A 19,204-nucleotide genomic window follows, 5' to 3' on the forward strand; every position below is an offset into this window, starting at 1 on the left:
GAAGACGTCGGATGTCGCACCGCAGAATTGAGGGTGTTGCCACTGGCCTCTTCCCGGCTGAAGCCGGTCCTACTGACCGATCACGTACACCTGTAGGACTGGCTTTAGCCGGGAAGACGTCGGATGTCGCACCGCAGAATTGAGGGTGTTGCCACTGGCCTCTTCCCGGCTGAAGCCGGTCCTACTGAACATCAGCGTCCGCCAGAAATCTCCTGACAATCACCAGCCATACGTGAATCCGCTTTCTGCTTTTATTGTTTGCCCTCACATGAAGAGGAGCGATGGAATGCAGGAAATCAAACATGCGAGGTCTCTGCGTATTGGTCGATCTTCCCAGCCAGGGAACGTCTATCTCGTGACCTCTGTGGTCAAGAATCGCCTGCCTATATTCAGTGACATTCAGATAGCCCGCAGGGTGGTCACGGAAATGGAGCACCTTCATGATTCAGAGGTTGTGCACTCAATGGCGTGGGTGGTCATGCCCGACCATCTGCATTGGCTGTTCGCGCTCAAGTCAGGATCACTGCCCGCGCTCATGCAAGCGTTGAAGGGCAGAAGCGCCTTCGCAGTGAACAAGGCTCACGGCATAAAAACACTCACATGGCAGAAGGGTTATCACGATCACGGGGTCAGGGCCGAAGAGGACCTCGCCGAGATGGCGCGCTATGTCGTTAATAACCCGGTAAGGGCAGGTCTGGTGAGGCAGCGGGAAGAGTATCCATTGTGGGGTTGTGAATGGGTGCTCGAGTAGGACTGGCTTTAGCCGGGAAGACGTCGGGTGTCGCACTGCAAATGTGATGGTGTCCACAAGGCCCCCTTCCCGGCTGAAGCCGGTCCTACAGATAGATCGCTTATCCCTTGTAGGACCGGCTTTAGCCGGGAAGACGTAAGCCGTCACGCCGCAGAAACCAAGAGCGGTTACTCCGCGATCAGCCAATCCATCTTCCAGTCACCTTGCGTCTGGCCGAGTTTCTTTGCCAGCCACGGCATCAATTCGCGCAACTCCTCTTCCAGCCCCCACGGCGGATTGGCGATCGCCAGGCCGGAGCCGTTGAGGCTGTTGGGTGTGTCCAGCGGATGCACGAACAACTCGACCCGCAGCAGTTTCGGTGCGCCGGTTTCGGCCAGTTCCTGATAGAAACGCTTGAGCGCACGCTGGTCCTTGATCGGGTACCAGATGGCCGCAACGGTCTGGCGCATCCGCGCAATGGTTTCCTTGAGGGCGACGGAGCAGCGCTTCATCTCGTCCAGTTGCTCGAACGGCGGATCAATCAGCATCACTGCGCGCTTCTCGTGAACCGGCAGTAAGGCCCGGGGCACGTGCCAGCCTTCGCCCAGGTGCACGGCGACGCGGCGATCGTATTTCATGTTGTCTTTAAGTAGCGCGCCGTCTTCAGGGTGCTTTTCGTTGAGCAGCACGCGGTCCTGTTCGCGGGTCAGGCGGCGGGCCAGTTCGGGAGAGCCCGGGTAGTAACGCAGTTCGCCGGTCTTGCGGTTCATGTGACGGATCGCGTCGATGTAACCGGCCGCCATTTCAGGCACGTCTTCGGCATCCCACAGACGGCCAATGCCTTCGATCCATTCGCCGGTGCGCGTGGCCTGATCGCCCTGCAAGTCATACAGGCCGATGCCCGCGTGAGTGTCGAGGTAAGCGAGTGGCTGCTCTTTGCGCGACATGAGCGCGATCAAGCGAGTCAGAACGATGTGTTTGAAAACGTCGGCGTGGTTGCCGGCGTGGAAGGCGTGACGGTAATTCATGGCGGCTCCTGGAAGGCTGCGGAGTTTATCAAACCATCCGACGTTGCGCAGACCGCTCATGCCCTGCCGCTCGAAGGAGCCCAAACGACAGGCAAAAAAATCCCCGGTTAAGCCGTTACAAAACCGGGGTGAGGCATCTGCGCGGGCCAGAGGGTGACCAAACCGTAGCTCGCGCAATGTAAGTGGGGCGATTATGCCAAATGAACTAAACGGTTACATAGCCGAAAACGACACACTGATGCGTATGCCAGACATCTGCGACGCGAGCGCTTGCCGAGCTCACGCGCGCACCACCAGAATCAGGCCAACCTCAAGAACGGAGCGCACGTCATGATGCACGCAGACCTCATCGACCAGGACGACCTGATCAGCCAACTCAGGGCGATCGGTCTCGAAGTACCCTCCGGCCTCAGCGCGGAACAGGCGTGCGCACAGGCGGTGCGCGGTCTCAATGACGATCGCGCTCGGGCATTGCGGCAACTGGTGGAAAAACTGCTGAGCGGCAGCGCAACGATTTTGCCAGCCGTGCGCCAGGCGATTGATCAGCAGCTGTTGCCGGCGCTGGCCACTTACAAACAGGGCCAGCCAGGCTTGAGATAACCTTACGCGGTGATCAGGAAAGGCACGTTGCCCTACAACCGTACGCTCGCAAACGTCGATTCATTACGCGCCTGACTCAGCGCTGACAGCGGCCCGGACAACGGCGCCAGAACGATCGACTGCGGGATCGGCAACATACCCACCTGCTGCGCGGTGTTGGAGCCGACGCGTTCGTCCCGCGGCGGGATGCCGAAGTATTCGCGGTAGCACTTGGAGAAGTGCGGCGTGGACACGAAGCCGCAGACCGACGCCACTTCGATGATCGACATCGGCGTTTGCTTGAGCAGCTGGCGGGCGCGGATCAGGCGCAGCTTGAGGTAGTAGCGCGACGGCGAGCAGTGCAGGTACTTCTGGAACAGCCTTTCCAGCTGACGCCGGGACACGGCGACGTACACCGCGAGCTCATCCAGATCGATCGGCTCCTCCAGGTTGGCTTCCATCAGCGCAACGATTTCCTGCAGCTTCGGCTGATTGGTGCCCAGCATGTGTTTGAGCGGCACACGCTGGTGATCCTGTTCGTTGCGGATGCGTTCGTAGACGAACATCTCCGAGATGGCAGCAGACAGTTCACGTCCATGATCGCGGCTGATCAGGTGCAGCATCATGTCCAGCGGTGCGGTGCCGCCCGAGCTGGTGAAGCGGTTGCGGTCGAGGGTGAACAGGCGCGTGCTCATGGCAACGCGGGGGAAAGCTTCCTGCATCGCGGCCAGGCATTCCCAATGCACGCTGCAATCAAACCCGTCCAGCAAGCCTGCGCAGGCCAATGCCCAACTGCCGGTGCACACTGCGCCCAGACGACGGGACTGCCGCGCCTGGCTCTGCAGCCAGCTGACGTGTTCGCGGGTGACAGTGCGCTGAATGCCGACGCCACCGCAGACGATCACGGTGTCGAGCACCGGGGCCTTGTGCATGGCGGCGTCCGGCGTGATCTGCAGACCATCGCTGGCCCAGACCTGGCCGCCATCCGCCGTCAGTGTGGTCCAGCGATACAGCTCGCGGCCTGATAACTGATTCGCCATACGCAGTGGCTCGACCGCTGACGCGAGGGAGATCAATGTGAAGTTGTCCAGCAGCAGGAAGCCGATGGATTGGGGCGTACGGTTCTGGGGTTGAGCCCCGGAGTTGAACGAAGTCATCACAATTTCTCCTCACGCGTAAAACGGTTGATGGCCCCGGCAGGAGGCTCTTGTTGTATCGCCCTCATCTGTGGAGAGCTTTGTCATTGCAACGCAAATGCCATGCCTAAAGTTGAATGAGCATTCAACAACCCCTGATTGCGACGTCGCGAAGCGTCTATTCGGCAGCGACATGACGATTCAAATCGCGACCCCGAGGGGCGCTGAGCCGCAGGCGCGGCGGGCGGGATGAGCAATTCCGTAGCACTTGTGTGAACCATCGAATCGGCAGGCGGTCCGGGAGTGTCACCCGACGCACGGGGTGATCGGCGGGTAGCCATGGATTACGGATTCAGATGGCATCGCGCCAGCTCAAGGGGGAGCGCGCGCCAAAACGTAGCGGGCTCAGTGCGGTGTGAGCGAAAAGCGAGCAGCCACCTACGGATGCAACTGCTTCTATCCCGGCAGCGGGCGTTATCGACTCAACATTCGACGGCGCTGACCGCCAGTCCGCCGCGGGACGTCTCTTTGTATTTGTCGTGCATGTCGGCGCCGGTGTCGCGCATGGTGCGAATGACCCGGTCCAGCGAAATAAAGTGCTGGCCGTCGCCACGCAGCGCCATTTGCGCGGCATTGATGGCTTTCACCGCAGCGATGGCGTTGCGCTCGATGCATGGCACCTGAACCAGTCCGCCCACCGGATCACAGGTCAGGCCGAGGTTGTGTTCCAGACCGATTTCCGCCGCGTTGCACAGCTGCGCCGGGGTGGCACCCAGGATGTCCGCCAGCCCGGCCGCCGCCATGGCGCACGCGGAACCGACCTCGCCCTGACAGCCGACTTCGGCGCCGGAGATCGATGCGTTCTTTTTGCACAGAATGCCGATGGCTGCGGCGCCCAGAAGATAGTCAACCACGTTGGCCTCGCTGACTTCGTCGCTGAATTTGACGAAGTAATGCAGCACCGCCGGAATGATCCCAGCCGCGCCGTTGGTGGGCGCCGTGACCATGCGCCCTCCGGCAGCGTTTTCTTCATTGACGGCCAACGCGAACAGGTTGACCCACTCCATTGCGCTCAGCGTCGAGCCAATCACGTTCGGCTTGTTCAGCTCCAGAAGGCTGCGGTGCAGACGCGCCGCACGGCGACGCACGTTCAAGCCGCCCGGCAAAATACCCTCGTGCTTCAACCCCAGCTCGACACACGCCTGCATGGCCCGCCACAGGTGCATGAGCCCGGCGCGGATTTCATCTTCGCTGCGCCAGACTTTCTCGTTTTCCATCATCAGTTGCGACACCCGCAAGCCGTGGGTTTCGCAGAGCATCAGCAGTTCGTCCGCACTGGAGAAATCATAGGGCAGCACGGTTTCGTCGCGATCCAGCACGCCGCTCGCCGCCTGGGCCTCATCGACGACAAAACCGCCGCCCACTGAGTAATAGGTGTCGCGATGAAACTCACCGTGCTCATTGAAAGCAACCAGCGTCATGGCGTTGGGATGGAACGGCAGGTTTTCGTCGATGAGCAGCATGTCGCGCTGCCAGACGAAAGTAATCGGGTGATCGCCATTGAGCTTCAAGGTGTCGGTTTCACGCAGTTCGGCGATGCGCTGGCCGATCAGCGACGGATCGATCGCATCGGGCCATTCGCCCATCAGGCCCATGATCACCGCGCTGTCGCTGCCATGGCCGACGCCGGTCGCCGACAGCGAGCCATACAGCCGCACTTCAACGCGGTTCACCTGCTCCAGCTGATCGCGTTCGCGCAGGCCCTGAACGAACAATGCGGCAGCGCGCATGGGGCCGACGGTGTGGGAACTGGAAGGGCCGATACCGATCTTGAACAGGTCGAACACGCTGATTGCCATTGACCGCAAACCTCCGAAAACAGGGCTCCCGGCGCGCCGCGCGGCCGGCGATGGAGCTGCTACGCTCACGTAGCGATCCATCGAGATGGCGGCATCATCAGCCTTTTGTTTTGCAGGGCGGCGTCTCACACCGACTCACCCATGCCCACCAACGTCGCGTCTGCTTTAACCGGTACATGAACACGATCGGCTGCCGATTCCGGCACTTTTTGCCGTATCGTCACTCTGCTTTTGTCCCGGGAATCATTCGGCGAGCAGGGAAAAAACCTGTAAGCGACGTCACTGATACTGGATACGACGCCCTGTGTACTGGATACGACGCCCCCTGTAGGCGTTTGTTTTTCCCTGTTACATGATCGTTGTCGACTCAATCGCCAGACGCAGTGATGGAGCGGTTTTCCCAACTTGACTCGCCGACACCAGAAAACGCATCAGCTGCGGTTGATGCCGAGAAGAAAACACCAAAGGAGTCCAACATGAAAGGTTCACAAAGGCTGTTGCTGGGCGTTGCGCTGAGTCTTCCGATCCTGGCCCAGGCCGCAGAGCCTGCCGCTTGCCAGATGGTCAATTTTTCCGATGTGGGCTGGACCGACATCACGGCGACCACCGCCGTCACCAGCGTCGTGCTGCAGTCGTTGGGCTACAAAACCAAAACCACGATGATTTCCGTGCCCGTGACCTACAAGTCGCTGGCCGATGGCAAGAACATGGATATCTTCCTCGGCAACTGGATGCCGACCATGGAAAACGACATCAAGGCCTACCGCGACGCCGGCACCGTCGAAACCGTCCGCGCCAACCTCGAGAACGCCAAGTACACCCTCGCCGTTCCTCAAGCGCTGTACGACAAGGGTCTTCACGACTTCGCCGACATCGTCAAATTCAAGAAAGAACTGGACGGCAAAATCTACGGCATCGAGCCGGGCAACGACGGCAACCGCCTGATCCAGAGCATGATCGACAAGAACGCCTTCGGCCTGAAAGACGCAGGCTTCAAGGTCGTCGAGTCGAGCGAAGCGGGCATGCTGTCCCAGGTCGACCGCGCTTCGCGTCGCAACACCGACGTGGTGTTCCTCGGCTGGGAACCGCACCCGATGAACACCCGCTTCAAAATCAAATACCTCACCGGCGGCGATGACTTCTTCGGCCCCGACTTCGGCAAAGCCACCGTCTACACCAACGTGCGCAAGGGCTACACCACCGAGTGCAGCAACGTTGGTCAACTGTTGAAGAACCTGTCTTTCACGCTGCCGATGGAAAGCGCGCTGATGGGCAACATCCTCGACGACAAGATGAAGCCTGAAACGGCCGCCAAGGCGTGGCTGAAAACCAACCCTCAAGTACTCGACACCTGGCTGGCGGGTGTCACCACCGTGGACGGAAAACCTGGCCTGGAAGCCGCAAAAGCCGAGCTGACGAAGTAACTCGACAGGCAGGCGGGTACGCCCGCCTGTTGTCCTCTTTTCATCCCGCACGCGGACAACCGACATCATGCTGACTGATCATAAAATCCCTCTGGGCGAGTACATCGCCGGCTTCGTCGAATGGCTGACGCAGCACGGCGCCAGCACCTTCGACGCCATCGCTTCGTCACTGGAAACCATGATTCACGGCCTGACCGGCGGGCTGACCTGGTTCAATCCCTTCGTGCTGATCGGCCTGGTTGCCCTGCTCGCCCACTTCATTCAGCGCAAATGGGGCCTGACCGTATTTGTGATTATTTCCTTTCTGCTGATACTCAACCTGGGGTATTGGCAGGAAACCATGGAGACCCTGGCCCAAGTGCTGTTCGCCACGGCGGTCTGCGTAGTAATCGGTGTGCCGCTGGGCATCATTGCCGCGCACAAGCCGATGTTCTACACCTGCATGCGCCCCGTCCTCGACCTGATGCAGACGGTCCCTACGTTCGTTTACCTGATCCCGACCCTGACCCTGTTCGGCCTCGGGGTAGTACCGGGCCTGATTTCGACGGTGGTGTTTGCGATCGCTGCGCCGATCCGCCTGACCTACCTGGGCATCTGTGATGTCCCGCAAGAACTCCTCGACGCCGGCAAAGCCTTCGGCTGCTCGCGCCGTCAACTGCTCTCCCGTATCGAACTGCCCCACGCCATGCCGAGCATCGCGGCCGGCATCACCCAGTGCATCATGCTGTCGCTGTCGATGGTGGTAATCGCCGCGCTGGTGGGTGCGGATGGCTTGGGCAAACCTGTGGTCAACGCACTGAACACTGCTGATATCGCACTGGGCTTCGAAGCGGGCCTGGCGATCGTATTGCTGGCGATCATGCTCGACCGGATCTGCAAACAACCGGACGCCAAAGTGAGGGCCGACGCATGAGCATCATCAAATTCGATCAGGTTGACGTCGTCTTCTCCAAAGACCCGCGTGAGGCTCTCAAGCTATTGGACCAGGGCCTTACGCGGGCTGAAATCCTCAAGAAAACCGGCCAGATCGTCGGCGTTGAAAAGGCCACGCTGGAGATCAACAAAGGCGAGATCTGCGTGCTGATGGGCCTGTCCGGCTCAGGCAAATCCAGCCTGCTGCGTTGCATCAACGGCCTGAACACGGTCAGCCGCGGCTCGCTGTTCGTCGAGCACGAAGGCAAGCAGATCAACATCGCCGCCTGCACTCCTGCCGAGCTCAAGATGATGCGCACCAAACGCATCGCGATGGTGTTCCAGAAGTTCGCCCTGATGCCGTGGCTGACGGTGCGCGAGAACATCAGTTTCGGTCTGGAAATGCAGGGCCGCCCCGAGAAAGAGCGGCGCGCGCTGGTGGACGAAAAACTGGAGCTGGTCGGCCTGACCCAATGGCGCAACAAGAAGCCGGACGAGCTGTCGGGCGGCATGCAACAGCGTGTCGGCCTGGCCCGGGCACTGGCGATGGACGCCGATATTCTGCTGATGGACGAGCCGTTTTCGGCGCTCGATCCGCTGATCCGTCAGGGCCTGCAGGATGAACTGCTGGCGCTGCAGAAAAAGCTGAACAAGACCATCGTCTTCGTGAGCCACGACTTGGACGAAGCGCTCAAGCTCGGCACCCGCATCGCGATCATGAAGGACGGCCGGATCATTCAGTACAGCGTGCCGGAAGAGATCGTGCTCAACCCTGCCGACGAATACGTCCGTACGTTTGTCGCCCACACCAACCCGCTCAACGTGCTGTGCGGTCGCAGCCTGATGCGCCCGATCACCCAGTGCACGCGCATCAACGGTTCTCAGGTCTGCCTGGACCCGAGCGACGACACATGGATTGATCTGTCCGACGGCAACGCCATCACCGGTGCCCATCAGCATGGCGCGAGCCTTGATCTGCAAAGCTGGGAGCCAGGTCAGTCGGTGGATGCACTCGGCCGCAAACCGACCGTCGTCCACTCCGACATCGGTATGCGTGACGCCCTGCAGATCCGCTATCACACCGGCAACAAACTGGTGCTTCAGGAAAACAACCAGCTGGTCGGCATCCTCGGCGACAGCGAGCTGTACCACGCGTTGCTGGGCAAGAATCACGGCTGAGAGGCAGCTGCAAGCTGCAAGTTTCAAGCTGCAAGAAAAAGGCCGCCACGCCTAGACTCTTGCAGCTTGGAGCTTAAAGCTTGAGGCTGCCTTTCTGCGCCCCCGCTTTTTTGTTGATTGAACGTTCAATTAAAAAGCTTTACAGTGGACGCCGTTTCCAGCCACCCACGATCACCCGGCACATCAAGGAGCCCCACAGATGCCCAAGGTCGGTATGCAACCCATTCGGCGTCAGCAGTTGATCCAGGCCACCCTGACGGCGGTCGATCAGGTCGGGATGGGCGATGCCAGCATTGCGCTGATCGCCAAACTGGCAGGGGTCTCCAACGGCATTATCAGTCACTACTTTCAGGACAAGAACGGCCTGATCGCAGCGACGATGCGCCACTTGATGAATGCGCTGATCGCCAGCGTCGCCGAGCGGCGCCGGGCATTGAACGACGACAGCCCGCGGGCTCACCTGAAAGTGATCATCGAGGGCAACTTCGATTCCAGTCAGGTCAACGGTCCGGCGATGAAAACCTGGCTCGCCTTTTGGGCAACCAGCATGCATTCGCCCTCGCTGCACAGGCTGCAGCGAATCAACGACCACCGTCTTTATTCCAACCTCTGCTGCCAGTTCCGTCGCGCATTGCCGTTGGATGAAGCACGCAGCGCAGCCCGGGGGCTGGCGGCCTTGATCGACGGCCTATGGCTGCGCGGCGCGCTTTCGGGCGACGCCTTCGACACCGAACAAGCGCAACGGATTGCCTACGAGTACATGGACTTTCAACTGGCAAAAGCGCCGAGCTGAAGCAGCCGGCACCACGACCAAGGCAGCGCATGGCGCACTCGGTCGTCACCCACCCAGATTACTGCGAGGATTTTATGGCCCGTTTCGAATTGCAAAAACTCTACATTGACGGCGGCTACGTGGACGCCAGCAGCAACGCGACCTTCGAAGCCATCAACCCGGCCAATGGCGAAGTCCTGGCCCAGGTCCAGCGCGCCACCAAAGAAGACGTTGAGCGCGCGGTCGTCAGCGCTGAAAAGGGCCAGAAGATCTGGGCCGCCATGACCGCCATGGAGCGTTCGCGCATCCTGCGTCGTGCCGTCGACATCCTGCGTGAACGCAACGATGAGCTGGCCGAACTGGAAACCCTGGACACCGGCAAAGCGATCTCCGAAACCAAATACGTCGACATCGTCACCGGCGCCGACGTGCTGGAGTACTACGCCGGCCTGGTGCCCGCCATCGAAGGCGAGCAGATTCCGCTCCGTGACACCTCGTTTGTCTACACCCGCCGCGAGCCGCTGGGCGTCACCGTCGGCATCGGCGCGTGGAACTACCCGATCCAGATCGCCCTGTGGAAGTCCGCCCCTGCCCTGGCCGCCGGCAACGCAATGATCTTCAAGCCAAGCGAAGTCACCTCGCTGACCACGCTGAAGCTGGCCGAAATCTACACCGAAGCCGGCGTGCCGGACGGCGTGTTCAACGTGCTTACGGGCGCCGGCAGTGACGTCGGCAGCTGGCTGACCGAGCACCCGCGCATTGAAAAAATCTCTTTCACCGGCGGCGTACAAACTGGCAAGAAAGTCATGGCCAGCGCGTCGAGCTCGTCGCTCAAGGAAGTGACCATGGAGCTGGGCGGCAAGTCCCCGCTGATCATTTTCGACGACGCCGATCTGGACCGCGCCGCCGACATCGCGATGATGGCCAACTTCTACAGCTCCGGTCAGGTCTGCACCAACGGCACTCGCGTGTTCGTGCCGAGCGCGCTGAAGGCAGCGTTCGAAGCGAAAATCCTTGAGCGCGTCAAACGCATCCGCGTCGGCAACCCGCAAGACGACAACACCAACTTCGGCCCGCTGGTGAGCTTCGCGCACATGGAAAACGTGCTCGGCTACATCACCAAGGGCAAGGAAGAAGGCGCCCGCCTGCTGATCGGCGGCGACCGTCTGACCGAGGGCGAGCTGGCCAATGGAGCGTTCGTTGCCCCGACCGTGTTCACCGATTGCACCGATGAGATGACCATCGTCAAAGAGGAAATCTTCGGCCCGGTCATGAGCATCCTCAGCTACGACAGCGAAGAAGAAGTGATCCGCCGCGCCAACGACACCGAGATGGGTCTGGCCGCCGGTATCGTGACCAGGGACCTGAACCGCGCACACCGCGTGATCCATCAACTGGAAGCCGGTATCTGCTGGATCAACGCCTGGGGCGAGTCCGACGCGAAGATGCCGGTCGGTGGCTACAAGCAGTCAGGCGTGGGCCGCGAGAACGGCATCAGCTCGCTGGCGCAGTACACCCGCATCAAGTCTGTGCAGGTCGAGCTGGGCGATTACGCGTCGGTGTTCTAAAGCAGCTTTAAGCGGCAAGCGGCAAGCCCCAAGACAAAGCAACTGCAGTCCTGGTTTGCCGCTCACCCCACCAATCTCGCAGGCGCCGTCTCGCTGCTTTTTCTTGCAGCTTGAGGCTTGACGCTTGCAACTCCCAAGGAGATTTATCTTGGAATACGACTACATCATCATCGGCGCCGGCTCGGCCGGTAACACCCTGGCAGCCCGTCTCACCGAAGACGCAGGCGTCACCGTGCTGTTGCTTGAAGCAGGCGGCCCGGACTATCGCGCTGATTTCCGCACGCAGATGCCAGCCGCCCTCGCGTTTCCGTTGCAAGGCCGTCGCTACAACTGGGCCTACGAGACCGAGCCAGAGCCGCACATGAACAACCGCCGCATGGAATGCGGTCGCGGCAAGGGCCTGGGGGGCTCGTCGCTGATCAACGGCATGTGCTACATCCGCGGCAACGCCATGGACTACGACGGCTGGGCGAAAAACCCGGGCCTGGAAGACTGGTCCTACCTAGATTGCCTGCCGTACTTCCGCAAGGCCGAAACCCGCGATATCGGCCCGAACGACTACCACGGCGGCGAAGGCCCGGTCAGCGTGACCACGCCTAAAGCCGGCAATAACCCGCTGTTCGCCGCAATGGTGGAAGCAGGCGTGCAAGCCGGTTATCCGCGCACCGACGACCTCAACGGTTATCAGCAGGAAGGCTTCGGCCCGATGGACCGCACCGTCACGCCGTTCGGCCGTCGCGCCAGCACCGCCCGTGGCTATCTGGACGAAGCGAAGAAGCGCTCGACCCTGACCATCGTCACTCACGCGCTGACAGACCGGATTCTGTTCGACAACAAGCGCGCCGTCGGCGTGGCCTACCTGGTTGGCGACAGCGACACCCGCATCGAAGCGCGCGCTCGCAAGGAAGTCCTGCTGTGTGGCGGCGCCATTGCTTCGCCGCAGATCCTGCAGCGTTCCGGCGTCGGCCCCGCCGCGCTGCTGAAGAAGCTCGACATTCCGGTCGTTCATGATCTGCCGGGCGTTGGCGAGAACCTGCAAGACCACCTCGAGATGTATTTGCAGTACGCCTGCAAAGAGCCGGTCTCGCTGTACCCGTCGCTGCTGTGGTGGAACCAGCCGGCCATCGGCGCCGAGTGGATGTTCCTCGGTAAAGGGATCGGCGCCAGCAACCAGTTCGAAGCGGGCGGTTTCATTCGTTCGCGCGAGGAATTCGAGTGGCCGAACATTCAGTACCACTTCCTGCCGGTCGCGATTAACTACAACGGCAGCAAGGGCGTGAAAGAGCATGGTTTCCAGGCGCACGTGGGTTCGATGCGCTCGCCAAGCCGAGGCCGCGTGCAGTTGAAATCGAAGAATCCGCGCGAGTACCCGAGCATTCTTTTCAACTACATGGCCTCCGAGCAGGATTGGCAGGAGTTCCGCGACGGCATTCGCCTGACCCGCGAGATCATGCAGCAGCCGGCGCTGGACCAGTACCGTGGCCGCGAAATCAGCCCGGGCATCGACGTGCAGAGCGACGAGCAACTGGACACCTTCATCCGCGAACATGCCGAGACGGCGTATCACCCGTCCTGCTCGTGCAAGATGGGTACTGATGAAATGGCGGTCGTTGACGGCCAGGGCCGTGTGCACGGGATGGAAGGGCTGCGTGTGGTGGATGCGTCGATCATGCCGCTGATCACCACCGGCAACCTCAACGCGCCGACGATCATGATGGCCGAGAAAATCGCCGACAAGATCCGCGGCCGTGCCCCACTGCCGCGTAGCACCGCCGATTACTACGTCGCAGGCGATGCGCCCGTGCGTGGCAAGCCGATGCGCGAAGTGGGCCCGTTGGCGCAGTAACCACCGCCAGCGCTCTTGGAGATCCTTCGGGATGCTGTGCAATCGTGCAGCACACCCGGACCATGTGGGAGCGAGCTTGCTCGCGAAGAAGGCATTATTACCGCCGCAAATTTAGCGGATGTTCTTGCCTCTTCGCGAGCAAGCTCGCTCCCACCAGTCCATGTCTCACTAGATACATCTCCGGCGCCGACGTGCCTCCACCGCCATCCCTCCCCGCTGCAGTGATCATCCGCGCTATGATTCAGGCCGTTGCCTGTCCGAATCGCCAAGGAGCCTTCCTGCATGTTCGACTTCTCCGCTCAGCTCAAACAGCGGTTCGCCGCCCTGCAGAGCAGCGCCCCGTTTTTCTCCCTGCGTTACGTCAAACAGACCAGCCAGCATCTGTCGGTGCGCAAGAACGTCGCCGAGCCGCCGCAATTGAGCATCGACGAAGGCGCGATGCTGACCGTGCGCATCAATGGCGTGGAAGCCTACGCGGCCACCAACGATATCTCCCAGCGCGGCCTTCAATCGGCGCTGGAACAAGCAGAGACTCAAGCGCGACAACTGGCCCCGCATTCGCTGCTCGACCTGGGCGACCATGCTGTCGCCACTGCCCGAGCCGATTACCTCTCGCCCAACCTGCAAAGCGCGTTTCCATCGCTCAGCGATTGCTATGCCCTGCTCAACGCTGAATCGGCGTCCGTGCCCAAGGACGAGCGTCTGGTCAACTGGCAGGTAAGCCTGGGCCTCGAGAACGTCGAGCAGATCTACCTGAACAACGCCGGCGCCGAGATCCGTCAGGCCCAGCGCTTCGTCTTTCCCGGGCTGACCGTCACGGCCTACGACGGGCAGGACAGCCAGACCCGCAGCCTCGGCCGCGAGAACTTCGGCCAGCAAGGCGGCGCGGAAGTCATCGCTTCGTGCGGGATCATCGGTGCGGCGGTCAACGTCGCCGATCAGGCGCTGCAACTGGTCATGGCGCCAAACACGCCCTCCGGCCCGCGCGATCTGTTGCTGACGCCCGACCAGATGACCCTGCAAATCCACGAATCCATCGGTCACCCGCTGGAGCTGGACCGCATCCTCGGCGATGAGCGCAATTACGCCGGCACCAGCTTCGTCAAAGCCAGTGACTTCGGCAGCCTGCAATACGGCTCAAGGCTGCTCAACGTGACCTTCGATCCCGAGATCCCCGAGCAACTGGCGAGCTACGGCTTTGATGACGACGGCACGCCGGCGAGCAAGCAATTCCTGATCAAGGACGGCGTATTGGTGAGGCCTCTGGGCGGCGCGCTGTCGCAATACCGCAGCGGCATGGAAGGCGTCGCCAATAGCCGCGCGTCGAGCTGGAACCGCGCACCCATCGACCGCATGGCCAACCTGAATATCGAGCCGGGCGACCAGTCGATGGCGCAGCTCATTGGCGGCATCGAGCACGGCATTTTGATGAGCACCAACCGCTCGTGGTCGATCGACGATGCGCGCAACAAATTCCAGTTCGGCTGCGAATGGGGGCAGTTGATCGAGAACGGCGAGATCAAGGGCGTGGTGAAAAACCCGAACTACCGCGCGATCTCCGCCCAGTTCTGGCGCAACCTCAGCGCGGTCGGCGACGCCAGCACCTTCAAGGTCCTCGGCACGCCCAACTGCGGCAAAGGCGAGCCCAATCAAGTGATCCGCGTAGGGCACGCCTCGCCCGCTTGCGTGTTCGCCAGCGTTGATGTTTTCGGAGGTGACGCATGATGTCCCATCAAGCGCAATTCAAGGCCCTGGCTGAATGGCTGCACGGCGCGGTCACGGCAGACGAGCGTTACACCTTGAGCTACGACGCCGAAGCGTCGGACTTCATTCGCTTCAACCACGCCAAAGTGCGTCAGGCCGGCCACGTGCAGCAGGCCAGCGTGACCTTTAAGCTGATCGCCGCAGGCCGTCACGCCAACCTGAGCCTCACGCTGTCGGGCGATGCCGAGGTCGATCGACAGCGCCTGAGCGAGGCGCTGCTTCAGTTGCGTGAAACGCTGACGCTCTTGCCGGAAGACCCTTATCTGCAACTGAACGAAGAGGCCTGGCAGAGCAGCAACGTGCAGGAAACGCCGTTGCCGGACAGCGCCCATGTGGTCGAGCAGATCGCGCAATTGGGCGAGGGGCTGGATCTGGTCGGCATCTACGCGGCCGGTCCGATTTATCGCGGCTTCGCCAGTTCCAGCGGTGCGCTGGGCTGGCATCAGGCCAACAGTTTCAATTTCGACTGGAGCCTGTTCCACGAGAACGGCCAGGCGGTAAAAGCCAATTACGCCGGCCACACTTGGACGGACGAAGGCTTTGCACGGCGCTTTGCGCTGGCCCGTGAGCAATTGGCGTTTCTTGGCCACCCGGCACATGCCCTCGCGCCCGGGAAATACCGTGCCTATCTGGCGCCCGCCGCACTGGAAGAAGTCATCGGAATGCTGTGCTGGGGTGGATTCTCCGCGCAGTCGCTGGCTGACAAGACCAGTCCCTTGCAGCGGCTGTACGACGGCCAATCCACGCTGAGTTCGCTGGTGAGTTTGAACGAGCAGGTCAGCGGCTCGTTGTCCCCTGCGTTTTCCGGCGAGGGTTATCCGCGCATGGACCTGTCGCTGGTGGCCGAAGGCGTGGCCCGGGATCGCATGATCGACTCGCGCAGCGCTGCCGAATACGGCCTTGTCGCCAATGGCGCAGGCTGGGGCGAGTCGCCGAGTGCGCTGAGCATGGAAGGCGGTTCGCTGGCGCTGGATGAGGTGTTGGAAGCGCTGGGCACGGGCCTGTACATCAGCAACCTGTGGTATTTGAATTTCTCGGACCGCACCGCCGGGCGCATCACCGGGATGACGCGCTTTGCCACGTTCTGGGTCGAAGACGGGCAGATCAAGGCGCCGGTCAACACCATGCGTTTCGACGACAGCATCTTCAGCCTGCTGGGCACCGCACTGGAGCAACTGACCACAGAAAGGGAACTCCTGCTGTCGACGAGCACCTACAGTCAGCGCCAGACCGCCTCGAATCTGCTGCCCGGTGCGCTGCTGAGTGGGTTGACGCTGACGCTGTAATGCATCGGCTTGCCCGGCACCCAACTGTCGGGCATCCACACAGCTTTCTTTGGAAGTTATATCCAAACAGCAACAAGCCCGTTGCCCGCAACCCATAAGGACCCTCGATCCACATGCCGACCTCAACACCGCAGCTGGACGCCCGCACCCTGCGCTGGATGCCATGGGTCATCGCCATCGCTTTTTTCATGCAAAGCCTGGACGGCACGATCCTCAACACCGCACTGCCATCCATGGCGCGCTCGCTGTCCGAAGACCCATTGCGCATGCAGTCGGTGATCATCGCCTACATGCTGACCATCGCCCTGCTGATCCCCGCGTCGGGCTGGATTTCCGACCGCTTCGGCATCAAGCGCATCTTCTTCAGCGCCATCCTGCTGTTCAGCTTCGGCTCGCTGCTGTGTGCGGTATCCAACTCCGTCGGCATGCTGGTGGGCGCGCGGGTGATTCAGGGCCTCGGCGGTGCGTTGATGATGCCGGTAGGACGGCTCATTGTGCTGCGCGCCTACCCCCGAACCGAGCTGGTGCGCACGCTGAGCTTCATCACCATGCCCGCCCTGCTCGGCCCGCTGATGGGCCCGACGGTCGGCGGCTGGCTGGTGGAATACCTGAGCTGGCACTGGATCTTCCTGATCAACCTTCCGGTGGGAATTCTGGGGTGTTTTGCCGTGCGCAAATTCATCCCCGATCTTCAGGGCGGCGGACGCACGCGGTTTGATCTGGTGGGGTTCGGCCTGTTCGGCGCGTCGATGGTGCTGATCACGATCGCGCTGGAAGGCTTGGGCGAACTGCACTTGCCGCACTTGCGGGTGGTGATGCTGCTGTTCGGCGGCATGGCCTGTCTCGCCGCGTACTGGTTGCGCGCCAGTCATGTGGAAGCGCCACTGTTCTCCGCTCAGTTGTTCAAGACCCGCAGTTTCGCGGTGGGCATCATGGGCAACCTGTTTGCCCGACTGGGCAGCGGCGCCCTGCCTTTCCTCCTGCCGCTCATGCTGCAAGTCGCCCTGGGTTATTCACCGTCACACGCCGGCATGAGCATGATTCCCCTGGCCCTCGCGGCGATGTTCGCCAAACCGCTGGCAACCAAGGCCATTGAGCGGCTGGGTTATCGCATCGTGCTGACCGGTAACACGCTGCTGTTGGGTATTCTGCTGGCGAGCATGGCACTGGTCACGGCCAACACGCCGTACTGGCTACTGCTCATTCATCTGGCGTTTTTGGGCGGGGTCAACTCGCTGCAGTTCTCGGCGATGAACGCTGTGACGCTGATCGATCTCGATGACGCCAGTGCCGCCAGCGGCAACAGTTTGCTGTCGGTGGTCGCGCAGTTGTCCCTGAGTCTTGGCGTCGCCTGTGCGGCCGCCTTGCTGGGCGGATTCAGCGACGACGTCGCGACGGGTGAAGTCAGCGACGTGCTCGGCGCGTTTCAGCTGACCTTCCTGTGCGTCGGCGTGCTGGCGATGCTGGCGGCGTCGATCTTCCTGCAGCTATCGCCGCGCATGGCCCCCGAAGCACCGGCGCGCAAACCGCAACCGGAGCCCGAGATCGAGGCATGACCCACTCACCATTTATCGCGCGCGGCCCCAAGGCAGGGGTCGCGACCTGATACACTGCGCGACATTTTGTTTTGCAGGCCCGTCCCGTGACTAACACCGCTTTTAACTCACTGCCCCTTTCCGCCGCCATGCTGGCTAACCTGGAGTCCCTTGGTTATGCCGAGATGACGCCGATTCAGGCGCAGAGCCTGCCGGTGATCGTCAAGGGGATGGACCTGATCGCCCAGGCCAAGACGGGCTCTGGCAAGACCGCTGCATTCGGCATCGGCCTGCTCAATCCGATCAATCCGCGCTACTTCGGCTGCCAGGCGCTGGTGCTCTGCCCCACCCGTGAGTTGGCCGACCAGGTGGCCAAGGAAATCCGTCGTCTGGCGCGTTCCGAAGACAACATCAAAGTCCTGACCCTCTGCGGCGGCGTGTCTTTCGGCCCGCAGATAGGCTCGCTTGAGCACGGCGCGCACGTCATCGTTGGCACACCGGGTCGCATTCAGCAGCATCTGCGCAAGGGTTCGCTGGTACTGGACGGCCTGAACACGCTGGTGCTGGACGAAGCCGACCGCATGCTCGACATGGGTTTCTACGACGCCATCGCCGACATCATCGAGCAGACCCCCAAGCGTCGCCAGACCCTGCTGTTCTCGGCCACGTACCCGGTCGGTATCAAGCAGCTGTCCTCGAAATTCATGCGTGACCCGCAGACCGTCAAAGTCGAAGCGCTCCACGCCGACAGCCAGATCGAGCAGATCTTCTATGAAATCGCGCCGGAGCAACGCCTCGAAGCGGTGGTCCGCGTGCTCGATCATTTCCGTCCGCAGTCCTGCGTGGCGTTCTGTTTCACCAAGCAGCAGGTTCAGGAAGTGGTCGATCACCTGACCGCCAAGGGCATGTCCGCCGTCGGCCTGCATGGCGATCTGGAACAGCGTGACCGCGACCAGGTGCTGGCGATGTTCGCCAACCGCAGCACCTCGGTGCTGGTGGCCACTGACGTCGCTGCGCGCGGTCTGGACATCGATGGCCTGGACATGGTGCTCAACGTCGAACTGGCGCGGGATTCGGAAATCCACATTCACCGCGTCGGCCGTACCGGTCGTGCGGGTGAGACCGGCATCGCCGTCAGCCTAGTCGCCCCCGGCGAAAGCCAGCGCGCCCGCGCCGTTGAAGAGCTGCAGAAAGCGCCGCTCAACTGGCAGCAATACGACCAACTGGAGCGCAAGGAAGGCGGGAAGCTGCTACCACCGATGACCACGCTGTGCATCGGTTCCGGCCGCAAAGACAAACTGCGCCCTGGCGACATTCTGGGCGCGCTGACCGGCGAAGCCGGCATTCCCGGCACTCAGGTGGGCAAGATCGCGATCTTTGATTTCCAGGCCTACGTCGCCGTGGAACGCAGCATGGCCAAGCAGGCGCTGGAGCGTTTGAACAACGGCAAGATCAAGGGCAAATCGTTGCGCGTGCGGATCTTGTAAACACCCGCAATACCGCATCGCCCCCTGATCGCGAGCAAGGTGGAGCGCCACCCCGGTCGCTCCCACAGGGGTTGCGCGGCCTTGTAGGAGCGACCGGGG

General features: G+C 61.5%; 15 protein-coding genes. 12 read left to right on the plus strand and 3 right to left on the minus strand.

Features of this window, described 5'->3' with window-relative positions; all coding sequences use genetic code 11:
- The first annotated feature begins 286 nt into the window (after positions 1-286).
- The gene (locus AC07RO_RS18055) at positions 287-751 is read left to right on the plus strand and encodes an REP-associated tyrosine transposase (protein WP_495086725.1); all 465 of its coding nucleotides are present in this window, start codon (positions 287-289) and stop codon (positions 749-751) included.
- Between the two features lie 167 nt (positions 752-918).
- On the opposite strand, the gene AC07RO_RS18060 is transcribed toward AC07RO_RS18055, so the two are convergent.
- Positions 919-1,758 (minus strand): 23S rRNA (adenine(2030)-N(6))-methyltransferase RlmJ, encoded by an 840-nt coding sequence (locus tag AC07RO_RS18060; protein ID WP_346626873.1) that lies wholly within the window; start codon positions 1,756-1,758, stop codon positions 919-921.
- Positions 1,759-2,088: 330 nt separating this feature from the next.
- Between AC07RO_RS18060 and AC07RO_RS18065 the strand changes: the two genes are divergently transcribed.
- Complete coding sequence (locus tag AC07RO_RS18065; protein ID WP_495086726.1) at positions 2,089-2,358, plus strand: hypothetical protein; 270 nt, start codon at positions 2,089-2,091, stop codon at positions 2,356-2,358.
- A gap of 32 nt (positions 2,359-2,390) precedes the next feature.
- On the opposite strand, the gene gbdR is transcribed toward AC07RO_RS18065, so the two are convergent.
- The gene (gbdR, locus tag AC07RO_RS18070) at positions 2,391-3,494 is read right to left on the minus strand and encodes a choline metabolism transcriptional regulator GbdR (protein ID WP_192171151.1); all 1,104 of its coding nucleotides are present in this window, start codon (positions 3,492-3,494) and stop codon (positions 2,391-2,393) included.
- A 461-nt stretch (positions 3,495-3,955) separates the two neighbouring features.
- Positions 3,956-5,332 carry an L-serine ammonia-lyase gene (locus tag AC07RO_RS18075; protein ID WP_282371700.1) on the minus strand — a complete coding sequence of 459 codons (1,377 nt, stop codon included), beginning with the start codon at positions 5,330-5,332 and terminating at the stop codon, positions 3,956-3,958.
- Between the two features lie 476 nt (positions 5,333-5,808).
- Between AC07RO_RS18075 and AC07RO_RS18080 the strand changes: the two genes are divergently transcribed.
- From AC07RO_RS18080 to dbpA, 10 genes are all read left to right on the plus strand, one after another.
- Positions 5,809-6,756, plus strand: a complete 948-nt coding sequence (locus tag AC07RO_RS18080) for a choline ABC transporter substrate-binding protein (protein WP_192171153.1) — start codon at positions 5,809-5,811, stop codon at positions 6,754-6,756.
- A gap of 64 nt (positions 6,757-6,820) precedes the next feature.
- Positions 6,821-7,669, plus strand: coding sequence for a choline ABC transporter permease subunit (gene choW, locus AC07RO_RS18085; protein ID WP_192171475.1), 849 nt, complete (start codon positions 6,821-6,823; stop codon positions 7,667-7,669).
- Positions 7,666-8,847 (plus strand): choline ABC transporter ATP-binding protein, encoded by a 1,182-nt coding sequence (gene choV, locus AC07RO_RS18090; protein ID WP_192171154.1) that lies wholly within the window; start codon positions 7,666-7,668, stop codon positions 8,845-8,847. The genes choW and choV overlap by 4 nt, the downstream gene beginning before the upstream one ends.
- Positions 8,848-9,046: 199 nt before the next feature.
- On the plus strand, positions 9,047-9,640 hold the full coding sequence (gene betI / locus AC07RO_RS18095) for a transcriptional regulator BetI (protein WP_122533875.1): 594 nt from the start codon (positions 9,047-9,049) through the stop codon (positions 9,638-9,640).
- Between the two features lie 74 nt (positions 9,641-9,714).
- Positions 9,715-11,187 carry a betaine-aldehyde dehydrogenase gene (gene betB / locus AC07RO_RS18100; RefSeq protein WP_495086727.1) on the plus strand — a complete coding sequence of 491 codons (1,473 nt, stop codon included), beginning with the start codon at positions 9,715-9,717 and terminating at the stop codon, positions 11,185-11,187.
- A 148-nt stretch (positions 11,188-11,335) separates the two neighbouring features.
- On the plus strand, positions 11,336-13,033 hold the full coding sequence (betA, locus tag AC07RO_RS18105) for a choline dehydrogenase (RefSeq protein ID WP_346629369.1): 1,698 nt from the start codon (positions 11,336-11,338) through the stop codon (positions 13,031-13,033).
- A 282-nt stretch (positions 13,034-13,315) separates the two neighbouring features.
- Positions 13,316-14,758, plus strand: a complete 1,443-nt coding sequence (locus AC07RO_RS18110) for a TldD/PmbA family protein (protein ID WP_495086728.1) — start codon at positions 13,316-13,318, stop codon at positions 14,756-14,758.
- Positions 14,758-16,083 (plus strand): TldD/PmbA family protein, encoded by a 1,326-nt coding sequence (locus tag AC07RO_RS18115; RefSeq protein WP_192171476.1) that lies wholly within the window; start codon positions 14,758-14,760, stop codon positions 16,081-16,083. The genes AC07RO_RS18110 and AC07RO_RS18115 overlap by 1 nt, the downstream gene beginning before the upstream one ends.
- A gap of 113 nt (positions 16,084-16,196) precedes the next feature.
- The gene (gene mdtD / locus AC07RO_RS18120; protein ID WP_192171158.1) at positions 16,197-17,639 is read left to right on the plus strand and encodes a multidrug transporter subunit MdtD; all 1,443 of its coding nucleotides are present in this window, start codon (positions 16,197-16,199) and stop codon (positions 17,637-17,639) included.
- Positions 17,640-17,725: 86 nt separating this feature from the next.
- Positions 17,726-19,105 (plus strand): ATP-dependent RNA helicase DbpA, encoded by a 1,380-nt coding sequence (gene dbpA, locus AC07RO_RS18125; protein WP_282373691.1) that lies wholly within the window; start codon positions 17,726-17,728, stop codon positions 19,103-19,105.
- Positions 19,106-19,204 lie beyond the last annotated feature (99 nt).

It is taken from the genome of Pseudomonas sp. GW821-FHT07F05 (assembly GCF_059418765.1).